The sequence below is a fragment of the Pedobacter xixiisoli genome (assembly GCF_900215335.1).
Taxonomy (GTDB): domain Bacteria; phylum Bacteroidota; class Bacteroidia; order Sphingobacteriales; family Sphingobacteriaceae; genus Pedobacter; species Pedobacter xixiisoli.
In genome coordinates this window covers 745,571-767,807 of the sequence record NZ_OCMT01000003.1, presented here as the reverse complement: position 1 = coordinate 767,807, position 22,237 = coordinate 745,571, and the positions used below count along the sequence as shown (strand labels likewise).

The following is a 22,237-nucleotide window of genomic DNA, read 5'->3' as shown; positions in this document are numbered from 1 at the left end:
TTTGTTCTTTTATCCTTCATCTAAAACATCAACCCAGTTACCATCACCTTGAATTATACCAATAAGTTCGTCGATAGCGTTAGCAGTTTTCACGTTCTTTTTTACCACTTCTTGTCCGCGGTAAAGCGTAATCCTGTCTACACCAGCACCAACGTAACCATAGTCTGCATCAGCCATTTCACCTGGGCCATTTACAATACAGCCCATAATGCCAATCTTGATTCCTTTGAGATGAGATGTCCTTGCTCTGATAGCTTGAGTAGTTTCCTGCAAATCGAACAAAGTTCTTCCGCAACTTGGGCAAGAGATATATTCTGTTTTTGAAATCCGCGTACGCGTAGCTTGTAAAATACCAAATGAAGTAGAGTTGATTACCGACAAAGGAATACCTTCGGCGTTAATCCAAACCCCATCGCCAAATCCATCAATAAACAGACCACCTAAATCGGTAGAGCTGTACAACTGAAAATCTTCTACATTCAATCCATCAAAATTACGCTCAACAATTACTGGAAGCCTTAAACCTGCATCTAACAATTTCACAAATGCATGGCGGATAGTTTGCATTGCATTTTCAGCTTTGGTTGCTAGTATAAGAATGACTTTATCCAAGCCTTTAATTTGGTTGATGTCTAAATCTTCTGCTAATATTTTAACAAAATTCAGCTTTTCATCTTTCACATCAGCATTTAGAAAATCAGCTATGCTAAACAAAGGATGGCAATTTTGCTTTTCTGCCAAACCTAACCAAGTTTGATAATTATAAAGCTGTTTTAATCCTCCAGGAAATGAAAAAGATGGCAATTGATTACCAAGATAAACGATATCACAAGCTTGATCGCTCAAATTGTATTTATCTAGCAAAGCTGAATAATTAAAGCCAACGGCATTTAAAATTGCAGGATCTTTTAAGTTTTCTTTTTCTAGATTGATGATTACTCGTGGTACTTGGTGTCCACCTAAGTTTTCTACTTCTTCAGTGTTTCTACGTTTGTATTGGAAAGGGCTATAGGTTACGAGTTGCGAGTTACGGGTTACGGGGGAGAAACTTCCTGACGTTCTGACTTCCGGACTTTCTGACTTTTTCTCAAAACGATTCGCCAAAGCCCTAGCCACTGGTGCTTCAAATTCAGGATCTTCAGTTAAGGAAACCCTAATGGTATCGCCCAAGCCATCTGCTAACAAAGTACCAATCCCTACTGCCGATTTGATACGTCCATCTTCGCCATCACCAGCTTCGGTAACGCCTAAATGCAGTGGATAATTCATGCCTTCCTTTACCATCGTCTGAACCAACAAACGGTAAGCTTGTACCATCACCTGAGTATTACTTGCTTTCATTGAAATTACTAAGTTGTAGTAATTCAAATCTTCGCACATGCGGATAAACTCCATTGCGGATTCTACCATTCCATGTGGTGTATCGCCATAACGGCTCATGATACGGTCAGATAGCGAGCCATGATTTGTGCCTATACGCATTGCCGTTCCGTACTCTTTGCAAATCTTCACTAAAGGCGAAAACTTGTCGTAAATACGATTCAGCTCTGCTTGGTAAGCAACATCAGTATAATCTATGTTTTCAAATTTCTTTTTATCGGCGTAGTTACCTGGATTAACACGCACCTTTTCTATCAAACGAGCGGCAACCTCTGCAGCATTTGGCGTAAAGTGAATATCAGCAACTAAAGGAACATTATAACCACGCAAGCGCAATTCCTTTTTGATGTTCGCCAAATTGTCCGCTTCTTTAATGCTTGGCGCAGTAATCCGAACATATTCGCAACCACTTTCTACCATTCGAATAGTTTGTTCTACCGTTCCAATGGTATCCATCGTATCAGTTGTAGTCATTGATTGGATACGAATAGGATGATGTGCCCCCATTGGGATATCGCCTATTTGCACTTCACGTGTCACAAACCTAGAATATTGGGTTAAGTTGTTACAATAACCTCCGTCTAACAAAATCGCTTCTTTTTGCATCGTTCACAAAGATAAGTCAAAAGTTGAAAGTCAAAAGTAAAAAAGACTAAGGAGCAAAGACCAAAGATTAAAATTCGATCGTTCAGTATCTTAAAGCAATCTATCTTTTATCACCAGAGTTCCAGCAATTGCATCATGTAAGCATTGTTGTTTTTTGTTGAGGAACATGTAAAGATATCCAAACCCGAAGGCAATATTAGATATGAGTTTAGAAGCATTTCTAATGAATGATGTTCCGAAGGTTAGTTTACCACCGTATTCATCAGTCACCTTGATATCCATTAATTTTTTACCGATGGTGCCTTGCGTTTTAGAAGCATCGCCAATTACCGTGTATAAAAATTTGGTAAAAGGAATGAGGAACGCGGCTACTACCACTATACTTAAGATTGTCTCTTTCTCTTCTACAAAGAGGATTGCAACGGCGGTAATTACTGCATAAATTACCGTAATGATAAAATAATCTATTGCCCAAGCCATTAAACGTTGGTCGAAACTAGCAAAATACTGAGGCGTATGTCTAGGTGCAATAAATCCCAAAAGCTCACGAAGTTCTGCTATTTCATGCGCTTCTTTATAGTCGTCCATCCCAGGCTTTCTCACGAAAGTATCTGGAAAGATTTCCATTTTCTTTAGTTCTTCTAAAGTATAAGGACCTTGAGGTTTGCCTTTAACGACTATGGTATACAAAATTTGATAAGTTAAAAGTCAAAATTAAAAATTAAAAACATCAATTAGGCTGTATTTCTTAGTAAAAGATATGTTCTAACTGAAAAAGTCAAAAGCCCCAACAGTATATACTATTGAGGCCTTAAACTCTTTACTTTACATTTTTAACTTAGTAAGTGTCTACTTCGAAATTACTTAGCCCACCGTCTAACTTGATGAATACTTTATTTTTAGAAGTATTGTAATTAGGAGTTTCGTAATAACCGTCGTCTTTTTTCACGAAGCCTCTGAAATCCTTAGAAGCTAGCCCCGTGTGGGTTTTAATTCTACAACCTGATTCTTGTGGCACTTTGATTTCTACATTAGCTACGCCTGTTTTTACATTCACGTCAGCAATAGGCAACAAATCTCCAATTTTGATTTTCAAATCCGCAGCACCACCGTCAAAATTCAATTCTCTAATTTTAAACTTAGTCAAATCGAAATCCATTTCGCCAGCACCCATGCTTAAATTCATGGTCCAAGTAGGCCTGCTGTTAATTCGAACATCAACTTCGTTACCGCCAGAATTAAACGACCAATTGTTTTTACCATTTCTACGTTTATCGCTCATTTTAAACGTTAAGGTATTAGTGGTATCGCCGGCCGTTTTAGTTAGTGAGAAATTTCCTCGCTTATGTTTTACACTTGCTTCAAACAAGCTATCTGTTGCTTCATTCAATCTGAAAGAAGTACCTCCACCAGATAAATTTAAGACGGTTTTCTTTGCAGAATCTAAAGAGTTATAAGCTTCAGAAAATTGTACACCTTCTAACTTGCCATCCTCGATATCCTTGTGGTCCCAGTCTACATCGATATTTTTATCTTTCCAAAAGCCTAACCAACCTCTTCCTTGCGGTTTTTCTTGTCCCTTAACAAAAAGGAATGCTAAGGTGATGATGAGAATAGCTAGCGAAACAATGCTGCCCGTTTGCGACCCATTTCTATTTAAAAGTAGGTTTACACCGCCGATTATCAAAAATATTGGCCAAAAACCCCAAACATTTCTCCAGTAAAATTCTATTACATTTAAGTTCTCTAGTAAAAGTACGCTACCTACAAAAAGCAGGACTACTCCCCATATTATTCTTTCGTATTTCATGTCAGGTTAATTCTAAAAAATGATTAATTGTTGAATGGTAAAGAGGACTAACTGTTCCTCTCTTCGTCTGTGTCGGCAGATGACGGAGGCGTTTCCTTTGTTGGTTCAGTGAAACTTTCTGTACTTTCTGCTTTACGTTGGGCTTCTTCGGTAGTTTTCTTAAAGTTCTCCCACTCGCTCTTACGTCGATTTTTGAAAATCAGGCTCACCCCCAAGGCTACTATAGCTAAGGGCCATAATTTGTATATTTTAAAGATATTGAACCAATAAGGAACTAAATCCAATTGTCTTAGCAAGAAATAAACACCTAGTACCAATAATATCAAACCCACTACGGTCTTGCCTGTATCATTATTTTTTACTGGCGGCGCATTAAACTTTGTAAAACTATCTGTGTTTTGCGTATTCCACTTGGTTTGTTGCGTTTGTTGTGCTGTTTCGCTCACAGCTTCCGGCGAGTTAAACACAGAACCACCTTGAGGAAACTGTTGATAGTAGTTTTTAAACTTCTGGTATTTCACCGATGGGTCGTTGTTTACTGGTGCCACAATCCATAAAATAATATAGGCTATTACACCGCTACCTGCTAAAAAGATGGTAGCCAACACAAACAATAACCTCACAATAGTCACATCAATTTGCATGTAATCGGCTAAGCCAGATGCAACTCCTGCTACTGTTTTATCGTGTTCGTTTCTATATAATTTCTTTTCCATTTTGTACTCCTTTTTTAAAAATTGGAAGGGGTAATGGTTACTTCATCCACATTAGCGCCATCACTTAAACTAAGTATGGTTGTAATAGATTTGGCTATATCTTCTGGTTGTACAAATTTTGTCTGCTCTAGCGTTGTTCCTTCCCAAGAAGCAGTAAATGTAGAACCTGGAATAATTGCCGTAACCTTTACGTGGTATGGTGTCAATTCCCTTCGCAATACATAATTAAGACTTAGCATCGCTGCTTTTGTTACACTGTAACTTCCAGCATTTTCTACAGGAGCTTTACTTGCTACAGAGCAGACATTGAAAATATGCCCAAAACCCTGTGTGCGCATTAATTTACCAATCCTTTTAGCGATGTAATAAGTAGCATTTATATTAATTTGCTGCTGTGTTTCGAAAACATCATCCTCTTCGTCTAACAAACTACCCGGATAAAATACACCCACATTGTTCACCAAAACATTGATTTCGGTAGCGAAGGATATTGCTTTTTTTATGAAGGTTAAAACTTCTTCTTTTTTACTACAATCTGCCTTTATGGCCATTACATTTACGCCATAGCTGCTGATTTCTGATTCGAAACTTGCCAACTCAGCTTCATTTCTGGCACAACCGATAATATCATAACCACTTTTTGCCAATGCTACTGCTGTTGCTTTGCCTATTCCTTTGGTAACCCCTGTAATAACCGCTTTCATGTCAATCAATTTTGTGAATGCAAAAAAGGCAATAATATTTCAATCACGAATATTTTTTCAATAAATAGAACCTGTCAGAACATTTTTGTTGTTTCTTTGTATATTATTGAGTTAACTTAAACAAATTGTTTATTAAATGAACTTTACCAATTTTGGCCGATACATATTACTTTTAAAAGCTGCTTTTAAAAGGCCCGAAAAATGGAAAATTTACATCAAAGCCATTTTTCAACAAATGGATTTCATTGGCGTAGGCTCACTCGGATTAATCAGCATCATTTCTACTTTTATTGGAGCGGTAATGACTTTACAAATTGCTTTTCAATTAGTTAGCGATTTCATACCTAAAACTATTATCGGTTCTGTAAACCGCGACTCTTCCATTTTAGAGCTTAGTCCAACAATCAGTGCCATCGTATTGGCAGGTAAAATTGGCTCGGCCATTTCTTCGGAAATTGGTACCATGAGAGTAACAGAACAAATTGATGCTTTAGAAATCATGGGTATCAACGCACCTGGCTACTTAATTCTACCGAAAATTATTGCAGGTATTACTATGGTACCAATTTTGGTTATCATTTCTATGGTATTAAGTATTACTGGCGGATATTTAGGTGGTACCTTATCTGGTGCTGTTTCTCCTGCAGAATATATCCAAGGTATCACTACCGATTTTAATCCTTTCACCATTGCAGTAGCTTTAGTTAAGGCATTTGTTTTTGGTTTCATCATTACCTCTGTGCCGGCTTACGAAGGTTTCTACGTTAAAGGCGGTGCTTTAGAAGTAGCACAAGCAAGTACCAGAGCGGTAGTAGTAAGCTGTATCAGCATTTTAGCTTGCGATTACATTGTAACCCAATTAATGTTATGATCGAGATCAAGGATATACACAAATCGTTCGGAGATAACGACGTTTTAAAAGGCATTTCTGGTAAATTCAATCCCGGCATTACTAACTTAATTATTGGTGGATCAGGTTCTGGAAAAACTACGCTTTTAAAATGTATGATTGGTCTACATCATCCTGAAAAGGGAAGTGTAGCATACGATGGGAGAGATTTTACGCAATTAAATACCGAAGAGCGTATCGAAATCAGAAAAGAAATTGGAATGCTTTTTCAAGGTTCTGCGTTATTCGATTCGATGACTGTAGAGGAAAATATTATGTTTCCTTTAAATATGTTTACCGACCAATCTAGAAGTGAGAAACTAGATCGCGTTAATTTCTGTTTAGACAGGGTAAATCTGGATGGCAAGAACAAATTATTTCCTGCAGAGCTTTCTGGTGGGATGAAAAAACGTGTGGGTATTGCCCGTGCTATCGCAATGAATCCAAAATATCTATTCTGCGATGAACCCAACTCTGGTTTGGACCCAAAAACGTCTATCGTTATTGATGAGCTAATTAAGGAAATTACCGAAGAATATAACACGACTACAGTGGTGGTAACCCACGATATGAACTCGGTAATGGGCATTGGCGATTACATCATGTTCTTACACGAAGGAAAAAAATTCTGGGAAGGTTCTAATAAAGAGATTGCAAAAACGGATATACAAGAGTTAAACGATTTCGTTTTTGCCAGCCGTTTCATGAAGGCTGCGAAAGATAAGTTTTAAAATTCTTACCTTTGTGTATGATTGGGGCATACGACAAGAAAAATATCATTAAAAAACTTCAAGACCTTCCTACAGAATTATTGGGAGAGGTAGAAGATTTTATTGATTTTTTACAAGCCAAACATGCCAAGGTTCCAGAGCAAACAAATCAACTAGAAGAACCTAAAAGTTTATACGGTGCTGCAAAAGGAACAATCCTATACATATCAGATGATTTTAACGAACCGTTAGATGAAATGAAAGACTATATGTAATGCGTTTTATATTAGACACCCATATATTTCTTTTTTTAATAAACGGAAGTTCATCTATTTCTGAAAACACGCGGACTATAATAAATTCACGTACATCTAAGAAGTTCATTAGCGTGGTTAGTATTTGGAAAATTGTGATTAAAATTAATATTGGAAAATTAAAATTAAAGCATAGCATTTCAGACATTTACAGTATTTTGAAAGATAATGATATCACGATTTTACAAATAGCTGAAATTCATCTTAAACACTACCTGCAACTATCGCTTATTCATAGAGATCCTTTCGATAGACTGATTATTTCTCAAGCTATTACCGAAGACTTAACATTAATAACAGATGACCAGTTCATCAAGAATTACCCAAATTTAAAGTTAATATAGTACATGATACAACTGCTTACACCAACCCACTGGAAAGATTACGAATTAATTGATTGCGGCGATTTCGAAAAACTAGAGCGCTTCGGCAATTTAGTTTTATCTAGACCAGAACCACAGGCAGTTTGGAAAAAAGTATTGTCTGCAGAGGAATGGAAAAAGAAAGCACATATTACTTTTAAAGGTCGTTCGGCTACCAGTGGCGAATGGGTTAAACACAACAAAAGTGTGCCCGACCGTTGGAATGTAAACTACCAAAATGATGAGGTGAGCATTAATCTACGTTTAGGTTTAACTTCTTTTAAGCACGTTGGTGTTTTCCCTGAGCAGGCTGTAAACTGGGATTATATTACTTCTTCTGTCAAAAGTTTTAAAACACCAGTACCTAAAGTGCTGAACCTTTTCGCTTACACAGGCGCAGCTTCTTTAGTTGCTAAAGCGGCAGGTGCTGACACTACTCACGTAGATTCGATTAAACAAGTGGTCAACTGGGCTAACGAAAACCAAGAGCTTTCTAAATTGAAAGATGTGCGTTGGGTAGTAGAAGATGCCTTGAAGTTTGTGAAAAGAGAGTTGAAACGCGGTAAAAAATACAATGGTATTATTCTAGATCCACCTGCTTATGGTCACGGGCCAAACGGTGAGAAATGGAAACTAGAAGACCATATCCAAGAAATGATGCAAGATGTAGTGCAGTTACTAGATCCAGAAGAGCATTTCTTAATTCTAAATACTTACTCAATGGGGTTTTCTTCTGTAATTGTAGAGAACTTGATTACAACTTCCTTTCCGAAGGTAAAAAACTTAGAAACTGGAGAGTTATTTTTACAAGCTACTTCAGGTATTAAGTTACCGCTGGGTGTATTTGGGAAGTTTAGAACTACTTCTTAGTCTTTTCACCGTAACGTCATTGCGAGGCACGAAGCAATCTTTGTGTCAATAACTTTTATTTATATCATTCGCTTTAGGATTGCTTCGTGCCTCGCAATGACGAAAGTCTATAAAAAAGAGAAGCCTCCAAATCCATGGAGGCCTTCCCTAAACAAAACAAACTATTAATAATTGAGATACACTAACTATCCTTTTTTAATTAATTTATATTCGATAACTGGTTTACCTCTTTCTCCACCATCTCCAGAGATGTAACTATTGAACTTCAATTTGTAAACGTTACCTGAACCATCTTTTATAACGTAGAATAAATCTGTTTTAACTCCACCACCAACACCTGAAGTATTTGGTGCAGTTCTCCATTTTGTACCAATAACATCTTTAGCCGCTGAAAAGTTCAAGCCTGTTAAATCGCCTTCTGCGAATGCTGCATATGATTTAACAGAAGTAGAAACTTGAACTGCCGATACTCCTGTTAAAGTATTTAATGAAATAAAGTCTTGAACCCAGTAAGGAGATCCTAAACCCGAGTTATAAGTTGTATAACTCCAAGAAATATCCCAGTTTGCTTTTTCTGGCTCAGCAGTTATTACTTTACTATTTTCTAGTGAAACGAAAGTCAAATTGTAAGCAAGCAGACTTCGGAACATCTAAAGTTTTGATAGTAGTTTCATTTAGCCTAGCATATTGAACTTTATAACCGTTACCTGAACGAGTTACTTTTATTTTAAACCACTTTTCTTTTTCCTTATTACCTTCATAACTTAAAAGGTAAACTTTGTTTTCGCTATCAGTAGCGCTTACTTCTGCAAACGCAGTTTTAGTAATGTCTCCATCCCAAGCATCTACTAAACTAATTGTAGCAGGATCTAAGATATCGTGATTTAAATTAGTAGTAGTTCCAGGATCTGCAACCGTAACAGTAGCAATATCGGTCTTACTAGTAGCAACAGCTGTCGTTTGATAAGAAGGATTTAATACAACCCTAAATTTTGAATCAGATGCAAACGCTACATTCCAACTTTTTCTATCAGACTTTGTTGTCTTATCTGCGCTTAAATCTGCATATACTACATTTGCATAATTAGATTCTGTTGTTTTACCTTCTAACGTCAAAGTGCTACCATCAGAAACTGGCACTACGATTTCAGGCTCTTTATCATCTTTTTTACAAGCGGTAAATGTCAATGCGAATAAGGCTATCGCCATCATTGAGTTTAATTTATTCATCTTTTTCTTCTTAAGTTATTTTTAGTTAATATATAATGTGCTTATAATTTATTCCAGTTAAAAGCTAGTCCCAATACATAAGAGCGGCCATAGCTATAAGGAACGGTTCCACCTCCGGAGCTGTGTGCCCCGCCACTTGCCACAGATGTATTGGTCAATTGCGTTACGTCAAACAGGTTTTTAACACCTGCGTTTAGGGTTAAATATTTATTGATGGTTTTATTGAAAAGCAAATCTGTCCAAGTAAAACTGCCTATTTTTACTAACTGAGGCTGAGGGTTAGTAGAGCTTAATTGATAACTTGGCCTACTCCCAGTATGCTTAAACGCTAAGCTAACGGAGCCTTTCAACTTAGTAACGGTATAAATTAGGTTACCAAAAAATTCAGGGGTCCAAGAAAACTCAGGTACTTGTTCTTGAAACTCGTCTTCGGTTAGTTGATTGAACCTTCCGATGTACGAAAGACCAAAATTCACTTGTAAATTTTTATAGTTTAATGTATTGTCCAATGACAGTCCAGTTGTTTTATATCTGCTCACATTAATCAGTGTAGTTACAGATGCATCATCTGCATATTGTCCGTATTCAATTCTATCAAAAAAACTATTATAGAAACCTGATAATGTTGAGTTTAACTGAAATCCTTCTCTTCGTATTGCATTCCAAGTTAATGATGCATCAAAACTATTAGACTTTTCAGCCTTCAAATTTTCGTTCCCCATAATGGAGTGACTTGCATCAAAGAAATCAAAATAAAGCTCTCTTAATGCAGGCGCTCTAAATCCACGTCCGTAACCTAATCTCAAATCTAAATCACTGTCTAAATTGATCATTGCATTTAACGAGGGAACTGCAACAGGAGCATCGTAAACAGAGTTATTGATAAACCTAACACCCGGACGAAGTTTCAAACCACTTAAAGGTATAATCTCCGCTGATGCAAAAACCGCGTAATCATTAATTACAGGCGAACCTTTGATACGTTGACCAGAAGCTCCTTCTCTATTAATTTCTACACCAGGCTGAACTGATACTTTATTAGATAATTTATATTGTAGTGTTCCTCTGAACAATGCTGCATTAAATTTAGCAATGTCTTGCTCACCAGCTCCAGTAGTTAAAGACTCTTTAGCGGTAGCAAAGTCATACAAAGTAGTAGTAGTCTTTCTACGCAAATCAGTATATCCACCTACCATTGTTATGCTCAGCTTATTATTTAGAGTCCAATCTGCATGTAGTTGGTTATTCAGCCTATCGGTAGTATACTTTTGTGTTACAACGGTGTAGTTCGGATTAATGCCTCCTCGAGAGATGATATCTTCATTCACATAATCTGCTCGATACCAAATATTGAATTTGTTATTTCCATAACCTACTCTAACATTTCCCAAATATTGATCTTTAGGCTTCCAAAAAATGTAATTAGGATTTCCTACTTCGGCACTAGTTGCTGTTTTATCAGGCAAATTCCAACCACCGAAAGTATTGTTCGAGAAACCTGCCATGGCACTCCATCCATTGTTTTGCCAGTTGACACTGATGTTTTTATTATGGCTACCCAACCCGTCTAAGGCTTCATATTCATCGCCTGCTGTTTCTTCCTGCATGCGAGCAGTAACACGAAACTTATAGCCAGTTTTTCCCTTGGTAATGATGTTAATCACACCTGCTAGCGCATCTGTACCGTAAACTACGGACATCGGACCTTCTACAATTTCTATTCGCTCTACAGTATTGATATCAATTTGGTTTAATCCTTCTTTCAGATCAGATCTATCTACTAAAGGCACGCCGTCCAATAATATTTTCACATTTCTGCCAGACATCCCCATCATTTCTACATTAGAGACTCCTAGCGTTAAATCGTTAGTAAACCTAAAACCAAACTCTGTATTTAATATCTGCTGAATATTTGTGGGAGCACGAAGTTTTATCTTTTCTGCGCTTATTGATCTTACTTTGTAAACAGCATCTTTCATTGATTGCGGACCATACTGTCCAGTAACTACTACCTCATTCAGTTCGTAAGACTTCTCTTTAATGGTGATTTCCTCCAACTCTTTGTCGGCATTAGCATTAATGGCAACTTCTTTCCCTTGGCTCGAAACTCCTGATTTAATTACTAGAACGGAATTACCTGCCGGTGCTGAAATCCTGAAAGTTCCTTCGCGGTCAGTATAAGCTACATTTTTACTGTTTTTTATAGATAGCGTTAGGCCCCAAGCTGGCTGGCCATCGGCTGTTAGAATTTTACCACGAAGGTTAACAGTTCCAGTTTGGGCTACTGCAATTTTTATACTTAGAACAAATATTAGGATGGATAGTAGTTGTTTTTTCACCTTATTTAGAATGATTTCAAATAATATCGCAATATTAGCTATTTATTTAGACTAATTACAAATAATTAGAAAGATTTTTTCTCATCTTATTTTAATTCGCTGAAAAACATCTATTTTCGAAACAATTCTTCGTCAGGTAACTTTATTATTAATGGCAACTTGACACATCATTTAAATAATGTATTTTTGAAATATTGCTAAAAACTAAATTGTAAAACATCGATATGAGATTAACGAAGATTGTAAGAGTAGCTTTGTTGGCTGGTATTTCTATCAGTTCACTTACGAGTTGTAACTCTGACGCAAAGGAAAAAAAAGGTGAAAAAGGAACAAAAAATGCTGACTCTACCGAAAAAGTAGTAGAGGAAGAAGTTAATCTGAGAACTCCAGTAGATACTGCCAAATACAATGAGCTAGTAAAAGCCAACGCAAATGGCGATACTACAGGAAAATGGCCCGTAAAAAATCATCCAATTCCTCTCGATGGTGCTATACTACCATTTAAACGTATTGTTTGTTATTACGGAAATCTATATTCTAAAAAAATGGGCGCTTTAGGTGAGTACGAACCTAAAACCATGCTTAGCATGTTAGATAAGGAAGTTGCCAAATGGAACAAAGCCGATCCTACTACTCCAGTACAACCTGCATTACATTACATTGCTGTAGTAGCTGCTGGTGATCCTGGTAAAGATGGAAAATACCGTAACCGTATGCCATTTAAACACATTGACTCGGTTTTAAACATTGCTAAGATGCGTAAAAACATGATTGTGTTTTTAGATATCCAAGTAGCTTTGAGTACTATACAAGCAGAATTACCTTTATTGGAAAAATATTTGATGATGCCTAATGTTCACTTAGGAATTGACCCAGAGTTTTCGATGAAAGGTGGCGTATTGCCAGGCAGAAAAATTGGAACTTATGATGCTAGCGAAATCAACTATGTTTCTGGTTACTTAGCTGACTTGGTAAAGAAACACAATTTACCTCCAAAAGTATTTGTTGTACACCGTTTCACTAAGAAAATGGTAACCAATTCGCAGAATATCAAATTGCGTCCAGAGGTACAAGTAGTAATGCACATGGATGGATGGGGCGAACCAGATTTGAAATTGGGTACTTACCGTCACTTCATTTACGGCGAACCAGTACAGTTCACTGGATTTAAATTATTTTATAAAAATGATTTGAAAAAAGCGCCTAACAGATTAATGACACCAGAAGAATTAGTGAAGTTAAAACCAAGACCAATCTACATTCAATATCAATAAGCAGTAGAAATTGTTTACGGAAAGGGTGTCGGAAAATATTTTCCGACACCTTTTTTTTATAATACCACTAACGTTGTCACACTGAGCCCGTCGAAGTGTCATACCAATCATCAAGAGGCTTCGACACGCTCAGCCGGACATAAAGGTCTGTATAAATTTCACTGATGCTAAAAAGTCAATAAAGCATGTTGGCTAGCGGTATGTAAATCTCGCCAAACTCTATTTAATTCTGTTTCTTGTTTGGCGGCTTCTAAACCAGCATATGGATATAAGATATCTACTACTTTTATAGATTGATGTGCTAACGCTCTACTTAATCTACTCACATCTTTCAATACCGATTCTTTGATAGTTCCATCATTAATTAATTGATGCCAAGAAGTATCGAAAGCTTCATAAAAATGTTCCCGAATAGTAGTTAGTGTATGTTTGCATTTAGCCAGTTCATCTTCAAAAAATGAAACTTGTTCTGTTGTATATCTTTTAAATCCAGAACGGCCAAAGAAACTATCGTTCACTAAATCTAGAAAACGTTTAGCCATCCCCAAACTGTTTACGGCCAATGTAGTTTCTGCCAATTGCAAAAACGGATAATCAAAACCTTCATCGGCTACCACGGGTTCATTGATTTTGAAAGAACGATTTTCTGGAACTTCTATGTTGTGTACATCAAATGCATGGCTACCTGTAGCTACCAATCCAAAGTATGACCAGCCCGATTGAATTTCTACTTCTTCTTTTTTAAGGATAAAGGACCTGATGACTTGATTTCCTTCACCATCTAAAAGATCCTCTCCATTTTCATCCTGAAGCACACAATTTGCTGTAAAAATAGTAGCGTGTAGTGCTCCACTCGCATATTTCCAATGTCCGTTAATGCGAAATCCATTAGCTGTTTTATGAGCTGTTCCGCCTACAGCACCGCTACCGGCAAAACAAGCTTTTCTGTCAGCAAAAATTTCGCTAGCTAATACTGGGTCTAAAAAACCGGCAAACCAACCCGCACCGCTGCAAAGCGTAACCGTCCAAGCCGTACTACCATCTACGTAGGCTAAATCTTCTTCTATTCGCAAAATCTCTGGTAACTTTTTACCTGGACCACCATAAGCTACAGGCACATAAAGCTTAAACCATTCTTCTTGATAAGCAATTTCCAAAATATCAGGATGTAATTCTCCCAGTTTCTCAGATTGCGGTGCTAAATTCAAAATGGCTGCTTGCCAAGTTTGTGTAAGTTGTTCCATGTTTAATTAGATATGAGTATCGAGATATGAGATGTAAGACTGCCAAACTCAAACCAGTTGTATGTGTCTTTGTATCTTTTGTGCTTTAATTAACTGCCGATTGCTTTTTATAAATCTTTTTCCAATCGAAATAACCAAAAATGGCTACAATAAATAAAAACAAGGTGAGTAGCGCAAACATCACAAAATTCTTATGCCACATGAGTGGGATGGCTACAATGTTTGAAACATTAAGAAAAATCCAGTTCTCTATTTTACGTCGTGCTAAAAGCCACATTCCAGCCCAAGCTACCGAAGAAACAAAAGCATCTAGAATTGGAACGTCTGAATTGGTGAAGTTAACCAAGGCAAAATACAACACAAAATAACCTCCAATAGAAATGGCAAATGCAATTATGAGCTCATTTTTAGTGGTCCAGCTTACCGGTAAAGTTTCGTTTTTCGCCTTGCGCTTTGACCAAATGATCCAACCATAAAAGCTCATCACCAAATAGTACATGCTCAACAAACTTTCGGCATATAACCTGGCATTAAGCTTCAAATATAGCGAGAGTAAAATACCAATAATCCCTGCCGGATAGAGCCAGATGTTGTTGCGTTTTGCCAACAACACTTCGGTTACACCAAAAGCTACTGCAAGCCATTCTAAATAAGTAGTTTCCCTTACTTGCTCTATAAAAAGACGCAGGTAATCCTGAATTTCCATTCTCAAATACATTAAGCCATTACGGCGATAAATAAAATAATTGAAAACTGTTTTCAGGGCGAAACAGTAATTGGCTTAAACCTCTTATTAAATCCCTACGTCGGTATTATCCGCATCAGGTGCTTTTGCAAGGTGTAAGGTTTTAGGTATAAGGCTTAAGGTAAAACCCTACGCCTTAAGCCTTGCAGCTTACGCCTCCAAAATGGGTATAATCTCAGCCTGCTAAATATTGGGTATTTAACAAGCACCCCTTTGAGTCCGCTAAAGGTAAGAATAAAGAAGAAACAGTTAAAAAAAAACAACAGAGAATCTTTATTTTTATCAAAATTAATCTTGATAATGAAAAAACTAACATACGTTCTCTTCCTGTTTATCTTTCCAATTTCTGTTTTTAGTCAGAAATTATCCGAAGCCAGCACCATCGAACAAGCTTTTGATATCGCCAAAAAAAGAAACAAGCCGGTATTACTTATTGTAAAACTCCCTGCTAATCCGAATAGCAAGGCAGCTCAATATGAAATAAAAGATGCAACTGTAATACAAAAAATGAAAGAAAACTTCGTTGTGTTCGAAACACTAAGAACAAACAATGAAATACGGCCTATTCTGGCAACTTTTAAAATTACGAGTTTTCCTTCCTTCCTTTTCATGCATGGCAAAGACGATTTATTTTTTAAGGATTATGGTTATAGTTCTGCCAACAATAAGTACTTTACTATGCTAGACAAGGCCATTGCCTTAAGTAAAAATAAGTCAATTGCTATGTACGAAGCGTCTTATCTGGCAGATAAAACGAATATGCAAACGTTGAAAGAATATATTGATGCTAAAATCAAAAATGGTTTAAAGGATAATGCTGATTTAATTGAAACCTATGTACAAAATCTAAAGCTGAGTGATCTTAACGATTATCAAACAGTGCTTTTTATTTTACAAGCCGGACCATATTCGGATGGCACTGCTTTAAAAATGGCATACACCAACAGGAAAATTATTGATAGCATTTACAAATCAGAGCCAATCCAGTTGAGATCGGAAATTAACAGGGCTATCATAGACAATACCATGATGAGCGCTATCAAATCTAAAAATATTGCTAGGGCACAGGCAGCTGCCAACACAGCTAGATCTAGTGCTCAGAGTAATTACCCAAGATCTTATCAAATGTATAACCATACCATGCTCAGGTATTACAAAGCAGTAAAAGACACCTCAAATTATCTAAAAAATGCAGTTGGATATTATGACCAAACGTTTATGACGATCAGTGCTGATTCTGTAAAAAAACTAGAAGAAAAATATAGAAAAAATCTTTCCGAGAGCAACAGACAGAAATTATTTGGCGATAAAAAATTTGTATCCAAAGAAAAAATAGATAGTTTAATTAGCGCTGGTGGCAAAATAACAAAGAGTAAGGAATTCTCAATGATTAGTTCTAGTGTAAGCCCCACTAATTATTATGCTAATAGTTTAAACTACGGAGCTTGGGAGTTTTATAGAACTGGCACAACGAACATCAACTATCTTACAAAGGCCATGATATGGTCTAGGAGATCAATTGAACTTAATCCCTCTCCAATCAATTATCATACTTTAGCACATCTGTTATACAAAATGAACTATCAGGCAGAGGCAATTAAAACTCAGGAAGAGGCAATTGCTATAGCTAAGACAAAAAAAATGGGCACCAAAGCATTTGAGGATAGCTTAAAGAAAATGAAAAACAAAACTTTATAGATACGAAAAAGCCTTGCTAAATTCTAAATAGCAAGGCTTTCCTTATTTTAAAACAAAGAACCCTGTCCTTTATCGTCTATCTTCACATCTCCAGGATTGGTAATCTCAAATGATATCTTTCGTTTTTGAACAGGAGGTTCAGAAACCACACCTTCTTCTGTAGATGATGGCTCTTCCTGTTTAACTTCTTTTGTAGGCTCTTCTGTAACCAATGGCTTAGCTGAAGATTTAAACGAAGGTTTAGCTTTCTTAGGTTCTTCTACCACTTTTTTCGCTTCGAACGTTGGGCTTTCTTCATTTGCCTCTGGCGAAACCTCACCTACCTGAATTTGGTTCACAGTTTCTGCGTCATCGTCACTTTCTATTCCCTCATCTCCACTTGACGGGTCTGTATGTACCTCGGTAACTTCAAAGTGTGATTCTTCCAAGTTTTCCAGACCTATTTCCAGTTCTGCATCTACCATAGCAATTTGTTTCACTACATGTGGCGTAACTCTATTACCATTAGCTTTCCAACCTTTCACATCAATCAAACTTGACAATTCAAGCTCTAAAGTCTCTGGAGTTTTGGTCTTGCCTTTTTCTACATCAACTGTTAGTTTGGCATCTTGCTTACCGGTAATGAAAACCATTTTAGAACCATTTTCTTCACTGATGAAGCTTACCACTTTCCCCACAGGCTGTACCTCAAACACAAATCGTTTAACGAAGTAATTTTTTGCTTTGCCATCATAATGTACTACGCCGTACACATGCTCAGGATTAAACTTTTGCATCAACACAATACCAGGGTCAAAGTGATTGCTCAACTCGAAAGTACTTAACTCATAAGTTCCATTCTCATAAACCTGTAATATCTTATCGTCGCCATCAAACTCACCAAGGTATTTTCCTCTTCCATCTACGTTTAAACGTTTCAGTATATCATCGTACCAAATTTTGATCCCAGCTAAAGTAGAAATACCTTTAGTTTTTAAAAGCACCTTTTTAATTGGGAATTTCACAACGATATTTCCCATAGAACTACGTCCCTTAATGGCAATATTTGCGAAATCAATATCAATAGCTAGCTTCTTTAATTTTGAATGAGGCTTTAATTGTACAGAAATCACCTCAGCTTCACCGTTTGGATTAGCCGTGAAATATAAAGACTTAGAACCTTTGCTACCCTTAGTTAAATCATACTCTTTATCACGAGTAACACCCAGCACAGAGAAACGTTTAATATAACTGATACCACTTGCACCATCTTTATAGATCATGTTGTAAACCGTACGCTCATCACCCTTTTTGAATACTTGCGCATGGATAATATGTTTACCCACAAAAGTTTTATCCGCTACCTTAGTTACGATAAAACGTCCATCCTCACGAAACACAATGATTTCATCTATATCAGAGCAATCGCCGACAAACTCATCTTTCTTTAAACCTGTGCCAATAAAACCATCTTCACGGTTCATGTACAGTTTTACGTTTGCCAAAGCAACTTTAGCTGCTTCCACCCTATCAAACAACCTGATTTCGGTTTTACGCTCACGTCCTTTACCATACTTAGCTTTAATTTTCTCGAACCAAGCAATAGTATAATCTGTTAAATGGCGAAGATGACCACGCACTACTTTCATCTCATCTTCTAAAGATTTCATCATCTCATCCGCTTTTTTCACATCAAAACGAGTGATGCTACTCATCGGCTTATCAATTAGCTTTTTGAAATCTTCAGGCTGTATTTCACGATATAAAGAAGCTTTAAATGGGGCAAATAAGCGATGCAATACTACTACTACTGTATCAAAATCTCCAGAATTTTCATATTCCGAATTTTTGTACATCCCTTCTTGGATAAATATTTTCAGTAAAGAACTAAAGAAAACACGTTCTTGCAACTCATGCAAACGAATTTCCAACTCTTGTTTTAACAAAGATTTGGTAAACTTCGTATTTTGCTCTAAAATGTCATTTACACTTAAAAAATGAGGTTTATCATCTTTAATTACGCATGTATTTGGCGATATAGAAACCTCGCAATTAGTGAAGGCATATAATGCATCAATAGTCACATCAGGAGAAATACCTGGCGCCAAATGCACTACAATTTCTACATTGGCTGCGGTATTATCTTCAATTTTTTTGATTTTGATTTTACCCTTATCATTTGCAGACAAAACGCTATCAATTAAAGAACCGGTAGTGGTACTGTAAGGAATTTCAGTAATCACTAAAGTCTTTTTATCGCGTTCGGTAATCTTAGCACGTACTCTAATCTTGCCTCCACGTTGGCCTTCGTTGTAGTTCGAGAAATCGGCCATACCACCCGTAAAAAAATCGGGTAAAATGTTAGGTCTAACACCTTTTAAAACCTCTATAGAAGCATCTATTAATTCTATAAAATTATGAGGCATAATCTTGGTAGCCAAACCAACGGCAATACCTTCCGCTCCCTGCGCCAATAGCAAAGGAAACTTTACCGGAAGTGTTAACGGCTCATTGTTACGACCATCATAACTCAAGGACCAAACCGTGGTATCCGCATTAAAAACCACATCGTTCGCAAATTTCGACAAACGAGCTTCGATATAACGTGGTGCAGCGGCACTGTCACCAGTAATCGGGTCGCCCCAGTTACCTTGGCAGTCAATAAGTAAATCTTTTTGGCCAATTTGCACCATCGCATCCCCAATAGAGGCATCCCCGTGTGGGTGGTACTTCATTGTATTCCCGATTACGTTAGCCGCTTTGTTAAAACGTCCATCATCCATCTCTTTTAGCGAGTGCATAATACGGCGCTGTACCGGCTTAAAACCGTCGTTAATATGCGGTACCGCCCTATCTAGAATTACATACGAAGCATAATCAAGAAACCAATTCTCGTACAAGCCGTTAATTGGGATAACCGTGTGTTTTTGTTCCTCAACACGCTCTCCGCTACCTTCTTGCTCTTCAGGTAAATTGGTTTCGTTTAAATCGTCCAGTTCTTCACTCATGTATTAAAAAAGTTTTTGGGATGCGTAAATATAAGATTTGATGCCCATTTTTACGAGAGAAGTTGTTAACAATACTTGTTAATATTTTGGTTTACAGCGAGCTGATTAATTAGAAAAGCAAATACATTACTCTCGCTGTTCCGGATTTGCAATCCGGAATCATATATCTGCGGATTTAAAATCTGCAATTCTTAAAGTTGACATTTCAAACCGAGCACCGCTAGTTCATGTAAAAATCTCGAGTAGCTGACAGGGATAAAAGCCTAAACAATTTATCAATTTAGCCATCAAACAATTCATTAACTCCTTATCTTCGCAATATGTCTCTATTTTCGATAAAAGAACAAATGGATGCGCTGGTAGCAGAGCTAAACCAGCACACTTACAATTATTACGTTTTGGCTATGCCAACTATTGCCGACTATGAATTCGACAAGAAGTTGGAAGAACTAACCAAATTGGAAAAGGAAAATCCTGAGTTTGCCGACCCTAACTCTCCTACGCAGAAAGTGGGCGGTGATATCACGAAAACCTTTACCACTGTGAGACATAAGTGGCCAATGTTATCGTTGGGCAATACTTACAACGAACAAGATTTAAGAGATTTTGATGAACGTGTTCGCAAATCCATTGGCGATAACTTCGAATACGTTTGCGAATTGAAATTCGATGGCTTATCAATGAGTATTACTTACGAAAATGGTGTAATTACTCGTGCGGTAACCCGTGGTGATGGTACGCAAGGCGATGATGTAACAGCAAATATCAAAACCATTCATTCTATTCCGCACAAAGTTAAGGCAGACCATTTACCAGAAACTTTCGAAATAAGAGGAGAAGTTTTTATGCACAGAGCTGCGTTTGAACGTTTAAACAAGGAACGTGAAGAATTGGGAGAAGTGGCCTATGCCAATCCACGGAATTTTGCTGCTGGAACGGTGAAAATGCAGGATTCCAAAGAAGTTAAAAAACGTCCTTTAGATTGCTTTCTTTATGGACTATACACAGATAAACAGTTTTTCAAAACACATTGGGAAAGTTTAGAAGCCGTGAAAAGCTGGGGTTTCCATGTTTGTGAGCATACCAAACTGGCAGGAAATATTGAAGAGGTTTTGGATTTTATTCACCATTGGGATAGCGAACGTTTTAAGTTGAGTTATGATATCGATGGGATTGTAATTAAAGTAAACAGCTATGCGCAACAACAGGAATTAGGTTTTACGGCTAAATCTCCTCGTTGGGCTATTTCCTATAAATACAAAGCTGCCGAGGTACAAACTGTTTTGGAGAAAGTAACCTACCAGGTTGGCCGTACCGGCGCAGTTACGCCAGTAGCCAATTTAAAGCCTGTGGTATTAGCTGGAACTACGGTAAAAAGGGCAACCCTACATAATGCCGATGAGATTACTCGTTTAGATTTACATGAAGGTGATACCGTTTGGGTAGAAAAAGGTGGTGAAATTATCCCTAAAATCATCAAGGTAAACCTAGAACTTAGAAAACCTGACACTAAGGCTATCCATTTTATTGAAAACTGCCCTGAATGCGGCACACCATTAATTAGGAAGGAAGGCGAAGCAGCTTATTATTGTACCAATGATGAAGGATGTGGTCCGCAAATCGTAGGGAAAATCCAACATTTTATTGGTCGAAAAGCAATGAATATTGATGGTTTAGGCGACGAAACGATAGAAGCTTTTTACAAACGAGGATTAGTTCGACACATCAGCGATTTGTACAAGCTTCATGAAAAGGCAGATGAACTTAAAACCATTGAACGTTTTGGACAAAAATCAATCGACAATATGCTAGCCGGCATTGAGAAATCTAAAGAAATGCCTTTCGAAAAAGTGTTGTTCGGCTTAGGAATCAGGTATGTAGGCGAAACGGTAGCAAAGAAATTAGCTAAAGGCGTAAAAAACATCGACAACCTAGCAGCCGCTTCACTAGAGGAATTGACAGCCATCGATGAAATTGGAATTCGAATTGCCGACAGCATCAATGAATATTTCGCACAAAGCAGCAATATTTTGCAGATAAATGAGCTAAAAAGTGCAGGTTTATGCTTTGAAGTGAAAGAAACTTCAAATGTAGCAGTCAGCGATAAATTAAATGGAAAAACATTCGTAATTTCGGGCGTTTTCGAAAAATTTAGCAGGGATGAATTGAAAAATTTGATAGAAGAAAACGGCGGTAAAATCTTAAGCAGTATCTCAGCCAAACTCGACTTTTTAGTTGCAGGCGACAACATGGGACCATCTAAACTAGAAAAAGCCACCAAATTAAATATCAAATTGATTAGCGAGGATGAATTAGTAGAAATGATATGATGATGAGATAATGTGATAATTTGCAGCGT

19 protein-coding genes are annotated in these 22,237 nt (G+C 37.2%); 8 read left to right on the top strand and 11 right to left on the bottom strand.

Annotated features, from left to right (window positions below; all coding sequences use genetic code 11):
• Positions 1-9: 9 nt before the first annotated feature.
• The 5 genes from ispG to CRO54_RS15490 all read right to left on the bottom strand — a co-directional run bounded on the left by ispG (position 10) and on the right by CRO54_RS15490 (position 5,216).
• Positions 10-1,986, bottom strand: a complete 1,977-nt coding sequence (gene ispG / locus CRO54_RS15510) for a (E)-4-hydroxy-3-methylbut-2-enyl-diphosphate synthase (RefSeq protein ID WP_097132977.1) — start codon at positions 1,984-1,986, stop codon at positions 10-12.
• 90 nt (positions 1,987-2,076) lie between these two features.
• Positions 2,077-2,676: an RDD family protein gene (locus CRO54_RS15505; RefSeq protein ID WP_240775127.1), complete on the bottom strand. Its 600-nt coding sequence runs from the start codon at positions 2,674-2,676 to the stop codon at positions 2,077-2,079.
• Between the two features lie 148 nt (positions 2,677-2,824).
• A complete protein-coding gene (locus tag CRO54_RS15500; protein WP_097132976.1) occupies positions 2,825-3,796 on the bottom strand; it encodes a LiaF transmembrane domain-containing protein in 972 nt (323 codons plus the stop codon).
• A gap of 47 nt (positions 3,797-3,843) precedes the next feature.
• Positions 3,844-4,512: a PspC domain-containing protein gene (locus tag CRO54_RS15495; protein WP_097132975.1), complete on the bottom strand. Its 669-nt coding sequence runs from the start codon at positions 4,510-4,512 to the stop codon at positions 3,844-3,846.
• Positions 4,513-4,526: 14 nt separating this feature from the next.
• Positions 4,527-5,216 carry an SDR family oxidoreductase gene (locus CRO54_RS15490; RefSeq protein ID WP_097132974.1) on the bottom strand — a complete coding sequence of 230 codons (690 nt, stop codon included), beginning with the start codon at positions 5,214-5,216 and terminating at the stop codon, positions 4,527-4,529.
• 136 nt (positions 5,217-5,352) lie between these two features.
• On the opposite strand from CRO54_RS15490, the gene CRO54_RS15485 reads away from it, so the two are divergent.
• From CRO54_RS15485 to CRO54_RS15465, 5 genes are read left to right on the top strand one after another with little or no spacing between them, the layout of a single operon-like run.
• Entirely contained in the window at positions 5,353-6,087 is a 735-nt protein-coding gene (locus CRO54_RS15485; RefSeq protein WP_097132973.1) for an MlaE family ABC transporter permease, read from the top strand.
• Positions 6,084-6,836: an ABC transporter ATP-binding protein gene (locus tag CRO54_RS15480; RefSeq protein ID WP_097132972.1), complete on the top strand. Its 753-nt coding sequence runs from the start codon at positions 6,084-6,086 to the stop codon at positions 6,834-6,836. The genes CRO54_RS15485 and CRO54_RS15480 overlap by 4 nt, the downstream gene beginning before the upstream one ends.
• Positions 6,837-6,853: 17 nt before the next feature.
• The gene (gene vapB / locus CRO54_RS15475) at positions 6,854-7,090 is read left to right on the top strand and encodes a type II toxin-antitoxin system VapB family antitoxin (RefSeq protein ID WP_097132971.1); all 237 of its coding nucleotides are present in this window, start codon (positions 6,854-6,856) and stop codon (positions 7,088-7,090) included.
• Positions 7,090-7,473, top strand: a complete 384-nt coding sequence (locus CRO54_RS21745) for a type II toxin-antitoxin system VapC family toxin (protein ID WP_097132970.1) — start codon at positions 7,090-7,092, stop codon at positions 7,471-7,473. Before vapB ends, CRO54_RS21745 begins: the two co-directional genes overlap by 1 nt.
• 3 nt (positions 7,474-7,476) lie before the next feature.
• Positions 7,477-8,361 carry an RsmD family RNA methyltransferase gene (locus CRO54_RS15465; protein ID WP_097132969.1) on the top strand — a complete coding sequence of 295 codons (885 nt, stop codon included), beginning with the start codon at positions 7,477-7,479 and terminating at the stop codon, positions 8,359-8,361.
• A gap of 185 nt (positions 8,362-8,546) precedes the next feature.
• On the opposite strand, the gene CRO54_RS15460 is transcribed toward CRO54_RS15465, so the two are convergent.
• Genes CRO54_RS15460 through CRO54_RS15450 form a run of 3 tightly spaced genes read right to left on the bottom strand, consistent with a single transcriptional unit; the run spans position 8,547 to position 11,930 of the window.
• Positions 8,547-8,984: an HmuY family protein gene (locus CRO54_RS15460; protein ID WP_171047925.1), complete on the bottom strand. Its 438-nt coding sequence runs from the start codon at positions 8,982-8,984 to the stop codon at positions 8,547-8,549.
• On the bottom strand, positions 8,959-9,591 hold the full coding sequence (locus CRO54_RS15455) for an HmuY family protein (RefSeq protein WP_097132967.1): 633 nt from the start codon (positions 9,589-9,591) through the stop codon (positions 8,959-8,961). The genes CRO54_RS15460 and CRO54_RS15455 overlap by 26 nt, the downstream gene beginning before the upstream one ends.
• Positions 9,592-9,632: 41 nt before the next feature.
• Positions 9,633-11,930 (bottom strand): TonB-dependent receptor, encoded by a 2,298-nt coding sequence (locus tag CRO54_RS15450; protein ID WP_171047924.1) that lies wholly within the window; start codon positions 11,928-11,930, stop codon positions 9,633-9,635.
• A 224-nt stretch (positions 11,931-12,154) separates the two neighbouring features.
• On the opposite strand from CRO54_RS15450, the gene CRO54_RS15445 reads away from it, so the two are divergent.
• On the top strand, positions 12,155-13,204 hold the full coding sequence (locus CRO54_RS15445; protein ID WP_097132965.1) for a hypothetical protein: 1,050 nt from the start codon (positions 12,155-12,157) through the stop codon (positions 13,202-13,204).
• A 167-nt stretch (positions 13,205-13,371) separates the two neighbouring features.
• On the opposite strand, the gene CRO54_RS15440 is transcribed toward CRO54_RS15445, so the two are convergent.
• Both CRO54_RS15440 and pnuC read right to left on the bottom strand, forming a co-directional pair.
• Positions 13,372-14,448, bottom strand: a complete 1,077-nt coding sequence (locus tag CRO54_RS15440) for an acyl-CoA dehydrogenase family protein (protein WP_097132964.1) — start codon at positions 14,446-14,448, stop codon at positions 13,372-13,374.
• An 85-nt stretch (positions 14,449-14,533) separates the two neighbouring features.
• Complete coding sequence (pnuC, locus tag CRO54_RS15435) at positions 14,534-15,154, bottom strand: nicotinamide riboside transporter PnuC (RefSeq protein ID WP_097132963.1); 621 nt, start codon at positions 15,152-15,154, stop codon at positions 14,534-14,536.
• Positions 15,155-15,493: 339 nt separating this feature from the next.
• On the opposite strand from pnuC, the gene CRO54_RS15430 reads away from it, so the two are divergent.
• Complete coding sequence (locus CRO54_RS15430; RefSeq protein ID WP_097132962.1) at positions 15,494-16,891, top strand: thioredoxin domain-containing protein; 1,398 nt, start codon at positions 15,494-15,496, stop codon at positions 16,889-16,891.
• Positions 16,892-16,938: 47 nt separating this feature from the next.
• Here the strand turns inward: CRO54_RS15430 and CRO54_RS15425 are convergent, their stop codons facing one another.
• Entirely contained in the window at positions 16,939-19,878 is a 2,940-nt protein-coding gene (locus tag CRO54_RS15425; protein ID WP_097132961.1) for a DNA gyrase/topoisomerase IV subunit A, read from the bottom strand.
• A gap of 320 nt (positions 19,879-20,198) precedes the next feature.
• Between CRO54_RS15425 and ligA the strand changes: the two genes are divergently transcribed.
• A complete protein-coding gene (gene ligA / locus CRO54_RS15420) occupies positions 20,199-22,208 on the top strand; it encodes an NAD-dependent DNA ligase LigA (protein ID WP_097132960.1) in 2,010 nt (669 codons plus the stop codon).
• The last annotated feature ends 29 nt before the right edge of the window (positions 22,209-22,237 follow it).

Bases quoted from the DNA above. Each gene is read 5' to 3' on its own strand.
- CRO54_RS15500 (WP_097132976.1), bottom strand. From the start codon at position 3,796: ATGAAATACGAAAGAATAATATGGGGAGTAGTCCTGCTTTTTGTAGGT.
- pnuC (WP_097132963.1), bottom strand. From the start codon at position 15,154: ATGGAAATTCAGGATTACCTGCGTCTTTTTATAGAGCAAGTAAGGGAA.
- CRO54_RS15490 (WP_097132974.1), bottom strand. From the start codon at position 5,216: ATGAAAGCGGTTATTACAGGGGTTACCAAAGGAATAGGCAAAGCAACA.
- CRO54_RS15425 (WP_097132961.1), bottom strand. From the start codon at position 19,878: ATGAGTGAAGAACTGGACGATTTAAACGAAACCAATTTACCTGAAGAG.
- CRO54_RS15485 (WP_097132973.1), top strand. From the start codon at position 5,353: ATGAACTTTACCAATTTTGGCCGATACATATTACTTTTAAAAGCTGCT.
- CRO54_RS15440 (WP_097132964.1), bottom strand. From the start codon at position 14,448: ATGGAACAACTTACACAAACTTGGCAAGCAGCCATTTTGAATTTAGCA.
- ligA (WP_097132960.1), top strand. From the start codon at position 20,199: ATGTCTCTATTTTCGATAAAAGAACAAATGGATGCGCTGGTAGCAGAG.
- CRO54_RS15495 (WP_097132975.1), bottom strand. From the start codon at position 4,512: ATGGAAAAGAAATTATATAGAAACGAACACGATAAAACAGTAGCAGGA.
- ispG (WP_097132977.1), bottom strand. From the start codon at position 1,986: ATGCAAAAAGAAGCGATTTTGTTAGACGGAGGTTATTGTAACAACTTA.
- CRO54_RS21745 (WP_097132970.1), top strand. From the start codon at position 7,090: ATGCGTTTTATATTAGACACCCATATATTTCTTTTTTTAATAAACGGA.
- CRO54_RS15480 (WP_097132972.1), top strand. From the start codon at position 6,084: ATGATCGAGATCAAGGATATACACAAATCGTTCGGAGATAACGACGTT.
- CRO54_RS15465 (WP_097132969.1), top strand. From the start codon at position 7,477: ATGATACAACTGCTTACACCAACCCACTGGAAAGATTACGAATTAATT.
- vapB (WP_097132971.1), top strand. From the start codon at position 6,854: ATGATTGGGGCATACGACAAGAAAAATATCATTAAAAAACTTCAAGAC.
- CRO54_RS15445 (WP_097132965.1), top strand. From the start codon at position 12,155: ATGAGATTAACGAAGATTGTAAGAGTAGCTTTGTTGGCTGGTATTTCT.
- CRO54_RS15455 (WP_097132967.1), bottom strand. From the start codon at position 9,591: ATGAATAAATTAAACTCAATGATGGCGATAGCCTTATTCGCATTGACA.
- CRO54_RS15430 (WP_097132962.1), top strand. From the start codon at position 15,494: ATGAAAAAACTAACATACGTTCTCTTCCTGTTTATCTTTCCAATTTCT.